Origin of the sequence: Psychrobacillus sp. AK 1817, assembly GCF_008807035.1 — a bacterium.
GTDB lineage: Bacteria > Bacillota > Bacilli > Bacillales_A > Planococcaceae > Psychrobacillus > Psychrobacillus faecigallinarum.
Window position 1 is genome coordinate 1,742,647 of sequence record NZ_CP031739.1, and the last position, 18,783, is coordinate 1,761,429.

Sequence of the window (18,783 nt, forward strand, 5' to 3'; positions counted from 1 at the left end):
AAGAGTAAGCGTTATTACAAAATACCCGCCCCACTGAAAAAACTTCCGTTTATTTGTTATTTCCATTTCTTTAGACACATCCTTTCAAAAAGTTTTATTAAATTAAACTACAATAGAGCAAGGTTTAAGAGTGCTTTTCCATTCTTTAAGTTTTTCGAAAAAGCAATAAAGTTTAAAACCATAAAACTCCTAATAATATTACGAAAAGCAAAAGTATAAATAAAATAATTTAGTCCTCAAGAAAAAAGCTTTACTCCTTCTTAAAGTAAAGCACCAGTTAGTTTAAGAAACAAAGTTCCTTAAACTATCCCCCAAAAGTTAGTTGTTAATATTGAAATTACTAATATCATGCCAAAAACTAACTGACTCAAAGTAAAAATATATGAGTTTTTATTATCCGCATATTTCCATTCCATCAATGCTCGAACCGTCTCAGACAATATAGTTAGACCGAATAATAAATACCATGGCTCTAAGAACCAAATTCGTTCTGAAAAATCTAAAGTGGCATTAATAAAAGATCCCAATATTATAAAAGCGATGAAAACTATTCTAATCGTCCAATCCATTTTTTTGTGTTTTTCATTCACGTGATTATGTGAAAAAAACTTCTTCTTTTCAACTTTCAACCATCTTCTCATAACTGAACCAAAAACAATAAACAATAATGAAAGGATTACTATCAAGAAGATTAACTTAAGCCAAAATATCGGTTCAATACCATACACAGTAACATTACCTCCATTCAATTCATTCTACGTTTAATAATCACAATTGTTTCACCCTTTGACATTAGCTAAACAAGAAAAAAAGAAATGCATTTGCAATCCATGATCTATAACTAAGCTCAACTTAGTGCAATAAGAATGACTTTCTCAATTAAGATAATTTAATGTTGGATTATTTTTTATCTATAAGATTTAAAATAAAATCATACGCAAAAGCAGCTAATAGACCACTCCAAAAAATAAAAGTCGGAGAAAAAAAGCCATTTTCAGTTGATAAATAATAAAAATAGTTTACAACTGTTATTAACATATAAGTATAAAAACCAAAAGCAATTCCCTTTTTCCAGTTAAGTGATTCTTTATTATTCATCGTCTTGAAAAACTTCAATTAACACAACTCCCCTAATCTTCAGATTGTTGAAAACAAGTTAAATACTATTATTCAACTAAATTACTGATCCGTTAGTTCAACAAGAAAAAAGGCGTTACTCCTTCTTGAAGTAAGCACCCGATAGTTTAAGCACAACCATAGACCATCAAAACTGATAGTCTTGTTTAAGTAAAGCACCAGTTAGCTTAATAGGTTCAACAAAAAAAGCAGTAATCCTTCTTGAAGTGACCTCAAAACTAGTTAATCTATATAGATGAACGTTTCCATTTCCTTAACCTTTTTCCCGTCTAATTGGTGCGTGAACCCAAAAGTTTCGCCCTTTCCGTCGCGATTTATTACAATGTCGATATCGTGAACTAGTTCGGTGAAATACCTAAAAGATTTTTTTAATTCGTCATAGGTTCCTGCCGTTTCAATCCCTTGCTCTTCTGCCACCGAAATAGAATAAACAAGATTACCCATCAAAGTTTGAAGCACCTCCAAATTTTCAAAGTCTTTTTGAAGGTCTTCACCTTGAATCCGAAAATATTTCATTTCCGATCTGAGACGATTTGCCCTCGGGTAATATTCTTTGAAGTCGGTTGTTTTGGCAATATCTTCAGCGTGATAGGCAATCCAAGCTTCCAACGTTGGTTCTATTCCATTACTGTTGAAGCCTTCAGGCGTTGAAACATCCTTCCACGTCTTCGGGTCGTTGACTTCGGCTTCTGCTTTTACTTGTTCAACTTCCGTGTCTTCTGTTTTAGATTGTTCAACTTTCGTTTCTTCCTTCGTAAATCCAGTTAATAATCCACTTACCAATAATCCTGTAAATGCGAATGTTATTAGCTTCATTATTCTGCACCCCCTGTGATTGAAAATCCTTAACATAAAATCATCTATTAATCATTTATATTTTACCATAAAAATTCCAATTATTTTCTTAAAATAAACTGCACCTTTAGTTCAATAAGAAAAAAAGCTATACTCCTTCTTGAAGTAAAGCACCCGCTAGTTGAAGAACTGTTTTTTAAACGAAAAAACCATCGGGTTAATTCTTGGAATTCATCCTCCCTTATTGCCGCTCCTACTATCATTGGTAAAATCCAGTTAGCTAGGAAACTCACTACATTTTAAATAATACCTCTTGACAGTGCGGTAAAACATGATAAAATTCTAATTACTTTAGTGATTGAAAGCGTTGAATCGCGAAAGCATAATATGTACGAGTGATTGTCCTAGTAATCTGCATGTACCCAGCACAAAGAGACTGAACGGTTGGTGAAAGTTCAGGTAAACATGATAGATGAATTACAACAATCAAGTAAACTCGTTTTTAATGAAGTGGTTGAACATACAAATTGTTCGACAAATAGGGTGGTACCGCGGAGATTTCCTTCGTCCCTAGCTATAGGGATTGGAAGGTTTTTTTTCATTCCTAAAAACTATTATTAGGAGGATTTACAATGTTTCGTATTCGTTCCACAATCTCCCCCTCATTTGCGGAGGCGGCACTACTTAGTACTATGATTATCGCTATAATGGCGCTTTGTATCATAAAATTTGATTCAGTTCCTCATATGCCTATCTTACTGGCAGTTCTATTACTTATAACTTATGGTCTTATGAAGAAAGTACCTTACAAAAAACTAGAAGAAGGACTAGTAGATGGTGCCAAAGCGGGCCTTGGCGCAATTTTCATCTTTTTCTTTATTGGTATATTAGTAAGTAGCTTAATGATGGGTGGTACGATTCCAACACTTATTCACTTAGGCTTTCAATTTATTACGCCACACTTTTTTTATGCTATTGTATTTCTAGTAACTTGTATCGTTGGTTTATCGATAGGAAGTTCCCTAACAACAGTAGCTACAATAGGTGTTGCTTTTATTGGAATGGCTAGCGCTATGGATATCTCTTTAGCTATTACAGCTGGAGCCATTGTTTCAGGAGCTTTTTTCGGAGACAAAATGTCTCCACTGTCAGATACTACAAATCTTGCATCTGCTATCGTTCAGGTAGACTTATTTGAACATATTCGGAATATGGGATGGACAACGATTCCAGCATTCTTTATTTCGCTTATTGGATATGGAATCTTATCTCCGAACAAAGAATTACAAGAGCTCGAGCAATTAAATGAATTTCAAGCTGGACTACTCCAAACAGGGATGATTCATTGGTATACATTAATTCCCCTTGTTTTACTCGTTATACTTTCCATTAAGAAAGTGCCTGCTATATTATCTTTAGCTTTAACATCAGTTGTTGCTATACTTATATCCTATTTCCATCACTTTTTTAGTTTTGGGGAAGTATTGAATATACTATTTAACGGTTTTACATCTAGCACAGGTATTGAAGCAATTGATTCCTTACTTTCTAGGGGAGGCATTAATAGCATGATGTTTACGATTGGGCTTGTTCTTCTTGCCTTAAGTATGGGTGGACTTTTATTTACTCTCGGCATCGTGCAAAGCTTACTGATGAAAGTGGAAAGTTCGCTAAAGAAAGTTAGTTCTGTTATTGCAGCAACTGCTTTTACTGCAATTGGGGTGAATACACTTATCGGAGAGCAGTACTTATCAATTTTATTGACTGGAGAAGCATTCCAAGCACAATTTAAAAAAGTTGGTTTAGCGAATAAAAACTTAGCACGCGTAATGGAAGATGCTGGTACGGTTGTAAACCCGCTTGTACCATGGAGTGTATGTGGGATTTTCATTACTAATGTATTAGCTGTTACAACACTCGACTACTTACCATTCGCATTTTTCTGCTTGCTTAGTCCAATCTTGACTATATTATTTGGACTGACTGGAAAAACATTGACTTATATTGAAGAAAAATAGTGATTTTACGCTTAAAGCCTCATTACTAATTTTATTTAATAATGAGGCTTTAAGTTTATAAGTAACATTTCACAATGCTATCTGGAATCCACTTAATGTTTTGGACACAAAACTAGCCCTTCGAAATGCGATGGCCATATTTTGCTTTAGCACCTCTTTCGTATTATAAGGTCAGCCAGATAACTGGTTGACTATTTTTTATTCAATTTATAGATTGATAGTAGCCGGGGTAGAACGGAAGCACTCGTGGGACTTGATCCCGACAACTAAACAGTTCACCCTCTACTTGTTAACACATGATTAGGCTGGTTGGGACATGATGATCCCGCATAACAAGCGAAGATATGAATAACAAGCTAGATAGAGGTTACCGGTCAATACACTTTATGAGGAGGAGATAAAATATGAATCCAGTAGTCGGTCTGGATGTCGCAAAAGGTGAAAGTCAGGTTCAAATGTTCTTGGATAAAAAAATGCCCTATAAAAACAGTGTGAAGATTCAACATACGGTGGAAGGTCTTGAAGAGTTACACGCTTATTTACTAGATTTAGAGCGCAAAACAGGGTTAAAACCACCTGTTGTTTTGGAATCAACAGGTCACTATCATGCCCCAGTTGTACAGTTTTTAGAGGCACAAGAGTACATTGTCATAATCGTAAATCCACTGGTATCTTATCGAGCAAAAAGCTCTAACTTACGAAAAACTAAAACTGATGCCATTGATGCCTATCACTTAGGTGAACTATATTACAAAGAGGATTTAGAGCCTCAGAAAAAGCGTGGTATTCAGCTATTAAACCTTCGACATCTCACAAGACAACACGAAAATATGACGGGAATTATGGTTCAAACAAAGCTACAATTTCAAGCCATATTAGATCAAGTATTCCCGGAGTATAAAGGAGTTTATGGTGATTTATACGCTGAGATTTCATTAAGGACTTTACAGTCCTTTCCTACATCTGAATCAGTACTAAAAGCAGGTGTAGAAGAGATTGCACAATTTATTGATAAGCATTGTAAAGCACGTTCATTTAACTGGGCGTATGAAAGAGCTGAGGACTTAATCGCAGCGGCGGAACGCAACCCATTTCAGTCAACGCTTTATCAGAGCCTTCTCGTTAGTCTGAATATGTATATTGATTTACTTCAAGCGTACCGCCAACAACTTTCCACGTTAGAGCGTGAGATGGATCAATTGGCGGCACAACTCGAAGAATATGAATTAATCCAGTCACTTCCCGGTATAGGTGAAAAAATCGCGGCCACGATTCTTTCAGAAATCGGGGAAATTGAGCGGTTTAATCATCCGAAAAAGTTAGTAGCCTTTGCGGGTCTAGACCCAAGTGTGTTTGAATCAGGTCGCTTTAAAGGCACGAAAAATCACATTACCAAACGCGGTTCAGCTAGGCTTCGCCACACGCTTTACACAGCTGTTCGCTGTTCAATCCGAGATAGCCGTAAAAAGAAAACAACAGATGAAACCATTGCACGAAATAAACGATTACGATCCTTCTACGATTTAAAACGCGATGAAGGTAAGCCGTATAAGGTAGCCGTTATAGCTTGTGCTAATAAGCTCTTACACTGGATTTATGCGATTTTAAAAACGAAAACACCATTCCAAGAAACTATTAAATAACATAATTTTCAAATATATCAAAAACCTTCCGAATTAAATTTGGAGGGTTATTTGTGTTGTGCATTTTTAGTATAACATGAAGTGTTTTTCGATTTAAAATGTTTTTCTTGACATTCTATTAGCTGGTTTAGTTGAAGTTACTAATCAGTAATTTTGAATGAAAATATAGTGTTTCCTTCCTCATTTTTGTTTTCTTTATGATAGCAGCTATTCTCCCTACACCCATTTTTCTATACTTTTTCATAACAACAATAAATTCAGCCCTCGAATTATAAACATCATTGCTACTATCATTCGTAATCTTTCTTATTAAAGCAAATCCAGCATATTTACTATTAACCTTAATAATGAATGGCTCATCCAATAATTATCTAAATACTTATAGTCATATAAACCAATCTCATTTACATCCACATTCGTTAATTCACTATAATCATAATTGTACAATTCAATCAAATGTCTTAAAATAAATTTTCTCTCATAATCTACTAGCTCAATAGTGATACTCCTAAGCGATGAAAACCCTTCTTAAAACAGAATTTCTTCTTCAACTAAACTGCAATCATTAGTTTAAGTGTAATGTTTCACAATGCATATCTGAGGACAACTTAATGTTTTGTACATAAAAACAGGCCATCGAAAGAATGTCCATATTTTGCTGAAGCACCTGTTAGTTGAATAAGAATAGAGAAGCTTATTATAAAATAACGTCCGTTTGCATAGGGTTAAAGCAAATACAGTTCTATTATTTTCTGTATGGGTAATTTACTCGGATCACTCATATCAACGAAATAAGGCAATTGCCATTTTTGAGTTTTCATCGCTTGCTCACTAGTCGGTTTATCCCAGCTAGAATAAACTCTTATTGCCATTTTTCCCTTTGTTGAACTGGACCTAAGAATATTATGCTTGAAAAGAATTTCTTTTGGAAAAATAAATTGCCCAATCTCACTATCACCTTTAAAAGTAGTTATAACTAATAAATCAGGTGATTCGTCATAAGTAAAGGGTTGGTTTTTATTATTTTCATCTTTTTCCCAAAATGAAACAAACTGCCCTACTTTGTTGGGGGTTATATTGGCAACTCTGAAACGAACTGTTCTAGAAGATAACCGAAATGTACCAGCACCATACTTAGAATTTTGCTTTTCTTCTTGAATCGACTTTACAATTAAGTCATTTCGCTCGTAAATCATTTTATTTACATAATTTAATGCTGTATAAAAATCATTCATTATTCCACCCCTCAAATTCCCAACAATCGAACCCGATGGTTGAATACAAGTTAAACAACACTCTTCAACTAACTGGCACCATTAGTTTAAGTGTAACATTTCACATTGTATCGGTGAAATCATCTCTAATGTATTGAGTAAATAGACCATCCAAGTTATGGCCATGTTTAACTATAGCACCAATAACACCACAAGAATGTTCAGTTATTTGTCTTTATATGTCGCTACTCTCTAAATCGAGAGAGTAGGATGCTGATATAAAGTGTGAAACTTTTCTAGGCGAATTGAACTTATTATTTTTGCTAAATATAGTAATTCCAACCTCGCTTACATCAATAAATGTTTCTACCTTTTGAAAATCCAGTTTTTTAAACTCAACAGGTTTATTCCATTGCCTCGATGGAACTAAATCTTCCTTAAAAAGTCCTTGTCCGTAGAAAATAAACACGCTTATACCATTCAAAGCTAAATTAACTTTTATGTCACAAAATGCTTCCAATGTATCAAACGAATCGACTTTGAAAATAATACCGCCAGAAGAGAATTTAAATGAAGGGATGTTCCTTTTCAAAATGATATTCTTCCCTTGTTCAAAAATATCATTTTCCAAAACAACGAAAATAGGAAAACTAAACATATTTTGAAGCAATGTGAAAATAAAATCGGTTTTTAAATCTCTAACTCCAATACTAATAGATGTAAAAGGTTCCTCTGGTATAAGAAAACTATTAATCATACTATCACTGGAGTATTGAACAAAATATTGTGTTTTCAATTCCATCCCCATTTTCAGATTATTCAGTAAAATATCCTCTAAGTTCAATAAGAAAGGGCTTTATTCCTTATGGTAGTAAAGGACCTGTTAGCTTCAAACAATTGTTTTATATAGTAGCTCTCCGTTTGAATAGATTGTTAAACTAGTTTATACATAAGTATATCGTCTACATATAAGTCATCATTAAACTTAACTTCTTTAATTTTACGTCCTTCTTCAACAAATCCCATATTTTTGTACAATTCGATTGCTCGTTGATTTGTTGATAAAACACCTAAACTAACTTTCTCTATTAAAGGGTTGTGTTCCGCCCAGTTTAAAAGTTCTTTAATCAGCAGTTTACCAATGCCTTGATTGCGGAACTCTTTTTTGACCATTGCCGTAAAAGAACCAGTATGTAAAAGCCTTTTAGTACTTTTTGCGCGAAAAACAATCAAACCAACAATCTGCCCATTGCTTTCCGCCATGATTAGCTTTTCTCTTTCATTCGCTAAGATTTTCTCTATCCAGTTTCTTATTTGCTCCACAGTTTCTTCAAACTCTTCTAATACCGAAATCATAAATTCACTTTCTGAAAGAATTTCCTTTTGAAGTTTTAGAACAGCTTCTGCATCATTTATATTCCCAATTCTTAGGGTTACCTGGTTACTATTCGTCATCTGTCTGCCCCCATTACCTTTGCTTATTTTGATAATAATTCTACAAATAAAAATAAACTCCTTCTTGAACTAAGCACACGGTAGTTGAACAAGCCGTGAACTAATCTAGCTGTTCCACAGTTCGGATTTGTACTCTACCTTTCTTCGGCTTCTACTAAAGAATTAATGTTTTTCGAGAAACTTCTTCTGTGTTAGGTTCATTAAATTCAAATGTACCTTTGGCATTGGTTCAATAAGAAAAGCTATCCTTACAGACAGCTACTTGTTTAACTTTTTGTTAATTATCGCGGTTTTTTTCTCCCCAATCACAAAATTGTTCCAAAACAGGTAATAGCGTGTTTGCTTTTTGTGTGAGACTGTACTCCACTTTAGGGGGAATTTGAGGATACTCTTTCCGTATTACCATCCCATCTGCTTCCAATTCTTTAAGTTGGGAACTCAATGTTTTAAAGGTAATAGCTCCTATCATTCTTTTCATTTCGTTAAAGCGAACAGGTTTATTTTCTGCTAGCAGGTAAAGGATAAGCATTTTCCATTTACCACCAACCACTGACAATGTATATCCAAAAGGAGTTTCTTGGATATTACCACTTTCTTTATAATCTGCCATACTCATATTGACACTATCCTTTCTGATAGTAACTACCAAAATTGTGCGTACTATTTTTTTCTTTTTTTTCATTCTATACTCAATTTATCTTAAAACAAAGGAGAGAAAAAGTAATGGCTAACGTTAAAACTTACAATCATAATCTTTGGGATCATGGAATTACCCAAGGATACAGCGTCAATGACACTATCTACATTTCGGGGCAATTTTCCCACAATAAAGAGGGGATGTTCGTTGGTGAGGGGGACATAGAAGCACAGACACGACAAACGCTTGAAAATCTCGACAGTGTACTGGAAGAATTCGGTGTAACGAAGTCCAACCTCGCTTATGTGGAACTCTACCTCACAAATCAGCAAGAGCATTTCGAGTCAGTTATAGGAATGTTTATGGAATATATAGGAGAGCATCGTCCAGCCGGCAGCAGTATCGGCGTGACTTACTTAGCGTTCCCAGAGCAACTGATTGAGGTAAGAGCTGTCGCGCACGCCGATTAAGTAAACTAAATCTTAAATTAACGTATCAACTTGATTGAACTGAACACTGAATAGCGACGCTTGAAGAAAAAGTGAACCTATTCGTTATTTTTGAGCTTCTATTACACTAGGGTTAATTCAATAAACTTATTTTATTGAACGTCTTCTATTCTTCCTATAAATATCGGTATGGTCCTCAAAGTAGAACTAATAAAACTTCCATATTCAACTAAAGGGCTACTTTAGTTGAATAACAACAATAAAGGCTGTCTACTGACAGCCTTGTTCTGCTAAAGCACCTCGTTAATTATATAAGAAAATCTGTATCAACCATCCCTTACTCCCTATCCTTTTGAGTACCCACCATAAGGTTTACCTAGTTCATCAAATCGTTTTTGTATATCAAATATCTTGGAGATTTACTGTATAAGTTCATTTCCCTTAACGTTATACGCTTTTATTGCGTATGTTGTTAGTTTAGTAGAATATAATTCTTCGATCGAAACAACAAATAGTTTTCCATCTTGATAAAATATGTTTTGGATGTCCCCGCTCATGGCATAACGCTTTTCTCTCTCCATAGATTTGTAATTGTAAACATCAATATTACTACCATTACTTGTATAGAAAAATCCTTCCTTCATGTTAAAGGTGATTTTTTCATAATTAGAATATAGCTTTGTGTGATACGTCATATTCATTGGTTTGGCATCAGCTGCAATCATAACGACACCAGAATCGTTAAAAATATATTTTCCATCGGGAGAAATGGTCATTTGTTTTGTAAGCCGATAATCATCATAGTCGGGTGAGTCATATCCGGTTGATATTTTACCATCAACAATAAAATAGGATTCGATATCTCTTGGACTAAGAGCCGTAGTAATTGCGTAAAGTTTGTCTAAACTTGGGTGCATTTCTAAATAACTTTTTTCATAAACTAAGCCACTCTTCGAGGTTTCAAGTAGCGTTTCTCTTGAATATCCTTTAATATTCCCCCACTGTCCAGAACCACTAGATACATAAATAGACTTTCCGTCTGCAACAATATCAAATGGATCCATATCAATATCAAACTGTTCTAGTAATGTAAAAGAAGAAGTATTAATAATGGCAATGGCCCCTTCCTGATCTTCATTCCACCATACAGAACTATGTATACCTTTCAATAAGGCGACATAAAGCTCATCATTATAAAAATAGATTCTTTCAGGTACTAAGTTCATAGTAAGACGCCGAACTTTCCCAGTCCCATAGTTTATTTCTAGAACATCTTTATTTTCGTTTAACGCATAAATAATAGGCTTTGATGGATGTTCAATAACTTCCCGAATAATACCAGATAAATACAGAAAAGATTTATCAAGCGAGTTGTTGCCTACAATGATAGTTTTAGCCTCTTCTAATTTTGTATATACCAATTGTCTAACTTTTTGATGTTGTATTTCATTTGCATTCGATTCAATTTGCTTAATTGTCAAAAGTAATTTTTCTTTGTTTTCATTAATAACAATCAATTGATGAAGTTGATCGATTTCCATTTTTACACTGATGACAGGTTTAATAGATTGTCTAGCTTTCTCTCCTGGGCTTTTATACTTGTCTAATATCGCATCCCTTGTGGACTTACCATATACTCGATATAGTAAGATCGCTTGTTTCCTAATCTCACTAGATAGATCATGATAAGCTTGTTCAGTTTGATCACTTAACGGGTTCAAACGATAGGATTCATTTAGATTTTCTGTTTTAATCGTAATCTTTTTTCCAGACGTTATTGCGTCAATATAAGCCATAGATCTATCCAAATGAATGTCTACATTGCTCTCCATTCTCTTAGTTAAACTAGCTTTTTCCTGAGCAGACAGAGTGTCAATAGCATTGTATGCTAATTGACTAGCATATTTTGTAGTATTATAAAAATTCATGTTCGGTAATGTAACAGGATCAGCGTATTTTGTTTTTCTATGCTCTAAAGAAATTTCCCATTTTAGTACTGTTGCAGCATTCTCCGCTTTTTGAACCAGCTTCTCTGTTTCCGATAGGGAAGCAGCATTGCTTTTACTAGGCATTATCATCATAACCGTAACTAAAATAATGACTGCCGACAAAAATTTCCAATTATTCACTTAATTACTCACCTTATTCTATTAGAATCCTGTAATAACTTCTTATCCATTCTAGTAGATTCAGGAAATGATGTATATAAGGATTTCTTAAAAAAATCCTTTTTAACACATATAATCCCTTCAGTTAAGGTATGACCTCATTTCTCCCCAACAATGCGATGAAAACACAAAGTTCTCTTATTCATCTTCTGCCCTTTTAGTTCAATAAAAAAAGAGCTGCCTAAGCAACCCCACAATCTTTACTAAACATCTGTTAGGTAGAGAAGAAAAAAATTTGTATACTACTCCCTGTTCTATTGTTCTTATAATTTAACCTAATCCTTTGTGAACAATTTTAACCCTACTTCCCCATATAAGGGTAACCCCATTCACACTAACCACAAATATACTCTCCCCATTATTCGCCACGCCACTAACTTATTTCAAGTGATTGCCGATGCCTATTCATATGTTTATTTTCTTATAACAAAACACCCGTTAACTTAATAAGGATCTGTATTCATTGAATAAAATGTTCTTTAAAATTTTGTTTAAAAAAGCTTAAACTCAATTTATGAATAATGAAAGAAATTCATTTTCTTCTGGAAATATAGTAATTTTCTCCTCAACTTTTCTACCTCTATTCAATTCCTTTTTGAAGTAAAGCACCCTTTAGCTGAACATCACTCTTAAAAAGTGCGTTAATCTACATTTATAATTAATATACCTTTAAATTCTCTTAGTATAAAATTACATCCGTAAGTAATTCCTAAATACACCAATTTTTTTAGTTAAATGTGGTTAACTCTTTTGAAATAGAATTTAAAAACTCTTTTTCAAATTTAATATAGTAATTCTCATCTATCATTACATCTTTCATTCCATCGATTAATGATACAGATTGTATCGAGTCAGATTCCATTTTATTCTCTAACAATTGTTCAATTGGAATATTGCCTTCTATTTTAGTAGCAATTTGTTTTAATTGTGTTTGTGGTAATTCGTTTAATGTTTGATTTATAACCGCATTCATTAGGTTTAACTGGTTTTCTTCACCCAATTTTCCTACTGTAGCAGCCATCATTAATGCCACAACCTCTTCTCCATTCAAACGATTCGGCCCCTTTTCGAATTCAAATGACACTCTAGATATAGCTCTTACTTGAATATCTTCTTCCAAATAGTAATCTATACCATTCACTGAATCAATCAACGTTGAAAGAGTTTCTAGATCCATAACAGCATAATAATCGATGGGTAAATCAAATAATTTAGAAACTGTTGTTCTTACACTTTCAGCTCCTCCCGAACCGTAGGCATAAGCAAATGTCAATTTATCATATGAAGTAGTCCCATCATTCTTATCCACTATCGGAGCATAAGTATCACGTGGGATAGATAGAACTTTCATCGTCTTTTTATCTTTACTATAAGTAAGTAAAAGGTTAAGAGGAATTCTAAGATTGTCATCTTTCACTGTAAATAGAGTGGTTAATAACTCATCTTCCTGAAATACTGATTCACTTGCATTACTGCTGTTAGATTCTTTATTGAAGTTTGCAGAGAGAAGTGATGGAAGAAACAAGAACATACTCAAGCCTATCAATAATAAAGAAACTGTAAGTGGAACAATTTTTTTAGTAGAAACATGAAACTTCTTTTGTTTATGATGATTCTTCTCCAGTTTATGAATTTGTTCAAATACTTTATTACGATCTTCTTTCGTAAACCTTAGTTCTTGATTTGACGCATTATAAAATCTATCTCTTAATCGCTTATCTGCCATTTAGTTCCGCCTCCTTTATCATCGACTCTAGCCTTTGTTTTGCTCTTCTCAATCGAGTTTTCACTGTATTCACTGGAATATCTAAAACTTCGGCAATTTCCTCCGTCGTAAATGAATCATAATAGTATAGATAAACCACTTCTAGATACACTTTTGGTAGAGAAAAAATAGTATCTTTTAATTCTTCATTATTGTATTTATCAATAACTGTTTTTTCTGTTGATGGTAATATCGACTTTGCTGTTTCATTAATAAAACTTTTCACCTGTACCATTTTGTAATTCCAACTTTTTAAGTGATCCTTACATTCGTTAATTGTTATACGAAATAGCCATGTTTTTATTTGTGCGTCAAATCGAAACGAATCAAGGTTTTTGTAGCATTTGATGAACGTACTTTGAACCATATCCTTAGCTGTCTCTGTATCTTTCACATAAGAAAATGCCAATCGTACCAACTCATTACCATATTCAATCATCATTTTTTCTAATATGTAATCTTTTTCTTCTCTGTCCAATTTACTCCCCCCTTTCAACACTTCAAATTCTGCTATTAGACGATTATCAATTCATAATAGGTTCAATTTTTAAAAAATATTTAATATTGAAGACAGATTCTATTCTAATCGACCTTTAATATTTAATTGTTCTTTATAATATTCCGTAGAAATGCATGCCTACAATTATAACGAAATACAAAACCTGTATCTTAGATTACCAAGCAATCATAGATACAGGCTTATTGTTTATAATTATTCAATATTTCACTATTCTGCCGCTAGTTCAATAAAAAAAGCTGTCATAACAGCAGCCACTTGTTTAACTAAAGCACCGATAGTTGAATAAGAAAAGTTACTAAATTTTGAATACTACACCTTTAGACAATAAGTATTCTTCAGCCTCATTTATTCTCTTTCCGTTGTGTCTTACAAAAAGTTCATAACGTCTCTTTAACCACTCAAACGATCTGTCTCGAATATGGGAGTCATCAGCACCTTGTATTAACGGAACCGTTTTAGTAAATGAGTCAAAACTTGATAAGGCTTCAAAGCACTCCAAATGTTCAATTTTCTTGTTTGTGATGTTCTGATAAGCATCTAACATAGGTTCTTTGAAGTTAGTCCCGAACCACGAATACCCTAAGACAAGTGTATTCGCTATATCATAACGAGGGTCTCCTATAAAAGCTTTTTCCCAATCCAAAATATACAATTTATTATCATTAGTTAATATTGTATTCCAAAAATGATAATCTCCGTGATTTAAAACTTCAGTAAATGAAACAGTATTGAACATTTCAGAGATATTTAGAAGGCAATTTATGTATACAGGGTCTTCAAACTTCGCAACCCTATTTTTTAAACTCTCTATGTAGAAATTGATATATTCTTTTTTTCGCAAATTGTTATCCGCAAAAAAGTCACGAACCGTATCCGTGCAAATTGAATGAACTTGTGCGAGCGTGACACCAAAATATCTAAATGCTGACTGTATATCATCTGGGTTTGCTAAGTAATATTTGTCCAGAGTGACTCCCTTTACTAGTTCCATCAACAATATTCTCTTTTCTTTATCTTCAAAGTAAACTGTTGGAATATTAATGCGTGTATTTACATCCTTACTCCTTAAAATATTTAATTCTTTATTAAACTTCACATTTTCACTAAATTCTTTTAAGACAACTTCCTTGGAGAATATTTCCTCACCTTGAGAGTAAGTAAGATGAAACATTGAAATGTCATTACTAAATCCATCTTTATTTTTTTGTAAGTTATTTATCGCAATTACAGTCTCTTTACTTTTTGTCTTCTTTATCAGTTGTTCTACTTTTTTATAAATTTCTTCGCTCAATAGTGCCGCCCCCAGCTTTTGCTATCTATTTTGTTACCCCATACCTTTTCATAGTTATTCTGCAATTTGAAATAAAACCCCTTCTTCAACTAACCATCGTTTTCTAGACTAGAAAATGAAATAATAAAAATATTAATCTTTATGCAACTAAACATCCCATCAAATGCTCTAACGGTATGTAAGGAAATGAGAGGTGCTGACAATGGAGAATGACATTTTAGTGAAAAAAGCGCAGAAAGGAGATAGCGAAGCGTTTATACAGCTTATTCAGCAATATGAACTTATTTTGTATCGAACAGCAAAGCGACTAGGACTAAAGGATGAGGACATTGCGGATTTATTGCAAGAAACAATTATGATTGCCTTTGAGAAAATTGCGACGTTGAAAAAAGGACAGTATTTTAATACGTGGATATGTCGAATTTTATTGAACAATTGCTACCGCTTTATGAAAAAAAATAAACCATTAGCTGCAATGGATGAAACAGTACTCAATAATTTATCGCATCAAGATTTTTTGACGTTGGAGCTAGATGATGCACTAAATAGTTTAGATGATAATCACCGGCTTGCATTAACGCTATATTACGTAAACGGCTTTACGACGAAGGAAATTAGTGAATTTTTGCATGAATCTGAAGGGACTATCAAATCACGTATCTCAAGGGCTAAAAAACAATTAAAACATACGTATTATTTGGAAGGAGCTAATTTAATATGAAACGTTATGTAGATGAGTCAATGAAAGAGGATATGAACCAGGAGCAAGAATTACCTACTTCCATTCGCTCAGCTTTTGACCAATCATACGAACAAATTCGTCAGCAATCGAAGGAAAAAGCAAAAAAATCATGGCTAAAACCTATATCAGTAGCTGCTGCCGCAATCGCCTTAAGTTCAACTATTTTACTAACAAATGATACAGCATTAGCAAAACTACAAGCTTTTTTAGGCATAAGCGATCCTGGCTTAGAGACAGCTGCTGAAAATGGTGATTTACAATATATTACGCAAACACAGGAATCTAAAAATATTACCATTACATTGAATAATTTCTTTGCAGACGCCTATCGCCTAGGCTCACAGTTAACGATTGAATCCGAGCATATTTCACAGAACAATTTAAACTACTTGGACTTTGAATATCGTCTGTTTGATGCAGCTGGTAAAGAAATTGATGCTCATGTATCAGATACTAAAGAAATTGCAGGACCAGGAATTTATAGTGGTTTACAGTTCCATCTGACAAGTATCGAAAATAATAGAGCTACACTTGAATTGCTTGCGGAGTCAATGACGACAACTGCCCCATCTTTAGAAGGTGCTCGATTAGTCGTTGAAACCGTCCACTTTTTAAACAAGGAAGATGGCATTACTTCCATTGATGGTGAATGGGCATTTGATTTAACATCGACAAACGTTGTTACACAAGTGTATGTAGCAGAAAACTCAGTTCCTGGTTTAACATTACAACAGGCTATCGTAACAAATGGGTCGATGCAAGTGAGTTTTAAAATCAATGGTATCAGTAATGAAGACGAAAATATTACTTTTGAAACAGCATTAGTAAATGGTGACGGGGAATCCTTCTATGCAAAGGGTGCCAATATTGAACGATTAGAGCAAGAACAACAAACAGTTATTACCGTTGTTTTCCCTTACAGCGTGTGGAATGAACAGCAATCACTTACGTTAAAGGTGAAGGACTATGAAGAATTAAAATTAGTAAAGAAAGAGTAATTGTGCGGAGCATTTAAAAAAAATTATTTTACAATAAGTAGTCCACTGTCATTTAAAATGATGGGGGACTTGCTGTTTTTATTATTAATTACAAGATTGGTGAATCATGAAAACTTCAAGAGGACGGGAAACTATAATCGGAAAATCAACGAATGAATTGATTCATATACTAGTTGACGATTGGATTTTAGGAACATGATTAGTCCCAATGAACTTAGACCCTTACGAATTCCTTAGCCTTGTTAAAATACGCGATTCCGTCAGAAAAAAATCTTACCGTTGTAAATCCGCATTTTTCTGACGGGACCCTTTATTGAACTAACCTTCTGTGTAGTTTAAGTGTAACATATCACAATGCTATCTAGGATCAATTTAATGTTTAGACATAAAAATAGACCACCAAAATGATAGCTATATTTGCTAAAGCACCCGTTAGCCATCCATGTAGCGCAAAATCAGCGCTACACCACAGAGGATGAAAATGTTTATAGAACGGGTATAGGATACTACGGCTGGGAGAGGAAGGTCGATCAACTATGGTGCCATAGAGCCCATCCGTTAGTCTGACTCCAACGACCACGGTGCATCACAGACTGTCGCTCCCTTACGGGAAGCACTCATGGGAGATTAATCCTACTCTGGTTATTGCACCAGCCTCCAATACTATTTGCCGTAGAAAGGATGATTACAATGGAAGTAATCATTGATCGTGCATGTGGAATGGATGTCCATAAAGACTCCATTACTGCTTGTATTATTACGCCAAAAGTAAAGGAGATTCAAACGTTTTCCACTAAAACTGTATTTCTACTACAGTTAATAGACTGGATTAAGGAGCATGAGTGTACCCATGTAGCAATGGAGAGCACAGGAGTATTTTGGAAGCCCATCGTCAACTTACTGGAAGCCGAAAGTATAGAATTTTTAGTCGTGAATGCCCAACATATGAAGGCAGTGCCTGGTCGCAAGACCGATGTGAAGGATGCAGAATGGATTGCCAAACTCCTTCGTCATGGTCTACTAAAAGCAAGTTACATTCCGGACCGGAATCAACGAGAACTGCGTGAGTTAGTTCGGTACCGCCGTAGTATTATCGAAGAACGTGCAAGACAACATAATCGGATTCAAAAGGTATTGGAAGGTGCAAATATCAAACTAGGTTCTGTTGTTTCCGACATTATGGGTGTCTCATCCCTTGATATGCTTCGTGCGATCGCCGATGGCGAAAACGACCCAGAAAAACTGGCAAGCTTTGCCCGTCGAACAATGAAGAAGAAAAAGGATGAACTCGAACTAGCGCTTCGAGGATATATCAATCCACAGTAACGACTAATGTTAAAAACCATTCTGACTCATATAGAATTTCTTACTGAACAGATTGACCTGCTAAATCAAGAGGTGGCTACTAGATTATCCTCCCACCAAGAAGATATTGGGAGGTTGGATTCCATTCCCGGTATTGCCACTCGAATGACTGAACAAATCTTAGCCGAAGTCGGTACGGATGTCGAGAAGCAATTCCCCAGTTCGGCGCACTTATGTTCATGGGCAGGATTAGTACCTGGACATAATGAGAGTGCGGGTAAAAGGAAATCAACCAACATGAGAAAAGGAAACAAGTACTTAAAATCAGCATTAATTGAAGCAGCTCATTCTGTCAGAGGATCTAAAACCTATTTGGGAGCCCTGTATAGGCGTACTGCATCAAGAAAAGGTAAAAAGCGTGCAGGAATATCAGTCGCTCATGCCATTTTAAGAATCAGCTACTATCTCCTAACACGCAAAGAAATGTATGTAGACTTAGGTGAAGATTATTTTGATAAGCAAAAAGAACAATCGATTGTACGATATTCTGTTCGACGACTTGAAAACTTAGGTTACAACGTTACAATCACTGAACCAACTGCCTCCTAATCCAACCCACAATTTGATTCTTATTTAGGCGCTGCAC

At 34.5% G+C, this 18,783-nt stretch carries 16 protein-coding genes and 1 pseudogene; 6 read left to right on the plus strand and 11 right to left on the minus strand.

What is annotated here, in order from left to right; all coding sequences use genetic code 11:
- Positions 1-299 precede the first annotated feature (299 nt).
- From D0S48_RS08715 to D0S48_RS08725, 3 genes are all read right to left on the minus strand, one after another.
- Positions 300-728, minus strand: a complete 429-nt coding sequence (locus tag D0S48_RS08715; protein WP_151113776.1) for a DUF4181 domain-containing protein — start codon at positions 726-728, stop codon at positions 300-302.
- A gap of 172 nt (positions 729-900) precedes the next feature.
- A complete protein-coding gene (locus tag D0S48_RS08720; protein WP_151111307.1) occupies positions 901-1,116 on the minus strand; it encodes a hypothetical protein in 216 nt (71 codons plus the stop codon).
- 243 nt (positions 1,117-1,359) lie between these two features.
- Complete coding sequence (locus D0S48_RS08725; RefSeq protein ID WP_151111309.1) at positions 1,360-1,953, minus strand: Rieske (2Fe-2S) protein; 594 nt, start codon at positions 1,951-1,953, stop codon at positions 1,360-1,362.
- Positions 1,954-2,564: 611 nt separating this feature from the next.
- Between D0S48_RS08725 and nhaC the strand changes: the two genes are divergently transcribed.
- Both nhaC and D0S48_RS08735 read left to right on the plus strand, forming a co-directional pair.
- Complete coding sequence (nhaC, locus tag D0S48_RS08730) at positions 2,565-3,950, plus strand: Na+/H+ antiporter NhaC (RefSeq protein ID WP_151111311.1); 1,386 nt, start codon at positions 2,565-2,567, stop codon at positions 3,948-3,950.
- A 404-nt stretch (positions 3,951-4,354) separates the two neighbouring features.
- Positions 4,355-5,593 (plus strand): IS110 family RNA-guided transposase, encoded by a 1,239-nt coding sequence (locus D0S48_RS08735; RefSeq protein ID WP_144542064.1) that lies wholly within the window; start codon positions 4,355-4,357, stop codon positions 5,591-5,593.
- A 725-nt stretch (positions 5,594-6,318) separates the two neighbouring features.
- Here the strand turns inward: D0S48_RS08735 and D0S48_RS08740 are convergent.
- From D0S48_RS08740 to D0S48_RS08755, 4 genes are all read right to left on the minus strand, one after another.
- A complete protein-coding gene (locus D0S48_RS08740; RefSeq protein ID WP_144542014.1) occupies positions 6,319-6,828 on the minus strand; it encodes a MepB family protein in 510 nt (169 codons plus the stop codon).
- A 214-nt stretch (positions 6,829-7,042) separates the two neighbouring features.
- The gene (locus D0S48_RS08745; protein ID WP_144542012.1) at positions 7,043-7,603 is read right to left on the minus strand and encodes a hypothetical protein; all 561 of its coding nucleotides are present in this window, start codon (positions 7,601-7,603) and stop codon (positions 7,043-7,045) included.
- 137 nt (positions 7,604-7,740) lie between these two features.
- Positions 7,741-8,262, minus strand: a complete 522-nt coding sequence (locus D0S48_RS08750) for a GNAT family N-acetyltransferase (protein ID WP_144542010.1) — start codon at positions 8,260-8,262, stop codon at positions 7,741-7,743.
- A gap of 277 nt (positions 8,263-8,539) precedes the next feature.
- Positions 8,540-8,878, minus strand: a complete 339-nt coding sequence (locus D0S48_RS08755) for a winged helix-turn-helix transcriptional regulator (RefSeq protein WP_144542008.1) — start codon at positions 8,876-8,878, stop codon at positions 8,540-8,542.
- A 107-nt stretch (positions 8,879-8,985) separates the two neighbouring features.
- On the opposite strand from D0S48_RS08755, the gene D0S48_RS08760 reads away from it, so the two are divergent.
- The gene (locus D0S48_RS08760) at positions 8,986-9,369 is read left to right on the plus strand and encodes a RidA family protein (protein WP_144542007.1); all 384 of its coding nucleotides are present in this window, start codon (positions 8,986-8,988) and stop codon (positions 9,367-9,369) included.
- Positions 9,370-9,767: 398 nt separating this feature from the next.
- Here the strand turns inward: D0S48_RS08760 and D0S48_RS08765 are convergent, their stop codons facing one another.
- The 4 genes from D0S48_RS08765 to D0S48_RS08780 form a co-directional block, all read right to left on the minus strand.
- Positions 9,768-11,477 carry a hypothetical protein gene (locus tag D0S48_RS08765; protein WP_144542005.1) on the minus strand — a complete coding sequence of 570 codons (1,710 nt, stop codon included), beginning with the start codon at positions 11,475-11,477 and terminating at the stop codon, positions 9,768-9,770.
- Positions 11,478-12,243: 766 nt separating this feature from the next.
- Positions 12,244-13,242 (minus strand): LCP family protein, encoded by a 999-nt coding sequence (locus D0S48_RS08770; RefSeq protein WP_151111313.1) that lies wholly within the window; start codon positions 13,240-13,242, stop codon positions 12,244-12,246.
- Positions 13,232-13,759, minus strand: a complete 528-nt coding sequence (locus D0S48_RS08775) for a sigma-70 family RNA polymerase sigma factor (RefSeq protein ID WP_151111315.1) — start codon at positions 13,757-13,759, stop codon at positions 13,232-13,234. Before D0S48_RS08775 ends, D0S48_RS08770 begins: the two co-directional genes overlap by 11 nt.
- 337 nt (positions 13,760-14,096) lie before the next feature.
- Positions 14,097-15,092 carry an aminoglycoside phosphotransferase family protein gene (locus D0S48_RS08780; protein ID WP_151111317.1) on the minus strand — a complete coding sequence of 332 codons (996 nt, stop codon included), beginning with the start codon at positions 15,090-15,092 and terminating at the stop codon, positions 14,097-14,099.
- Positions 15,093-15,294: 202 nt separating this feature from the next.
- Between D0S48_RS08780 and D0S48_RS08785 the strand changes: the two genes are divergently transcribed.
- The 3 genes and pseudogenes from D0S48_RS08785 (at position 15,295) to D0S48_RS08795 (ending at position 18,746) form a co-directional block, all read left to right on the plus strand.
- Entirely contained in the window at positions 15,295-15,813 is a 519-nt protein-coding gene (locus D0S48_RS08785; protein WP_144541997.1) for an RNA polymerase sigma factor, read from the plus strand.
- Positions 15,810-16,832, plus strand: coding sequence for a DUF4179 domain-containing protein (locus D0S48_RS08790; protein ID WP_151111319.1), 1,023 nt, complete (start codon positions 15,810-15,812; stop codon positions 16,830-16,832). The genes D0S48_RS08785 and D0S48_RS08790 overlap by 4 nt, the downstream gene beginning before the upstream one ends.
- Before the next feature lie 690 nt (positions 16,833-17,522).
- Positions 17,523-18,746: pseudogene (locus D0S48_RS08795) on the plus strand (IS110 family transposase).
- The last annotated feature ends 37 nt before the right edge of the window (positions 18,747-18,783 follow it).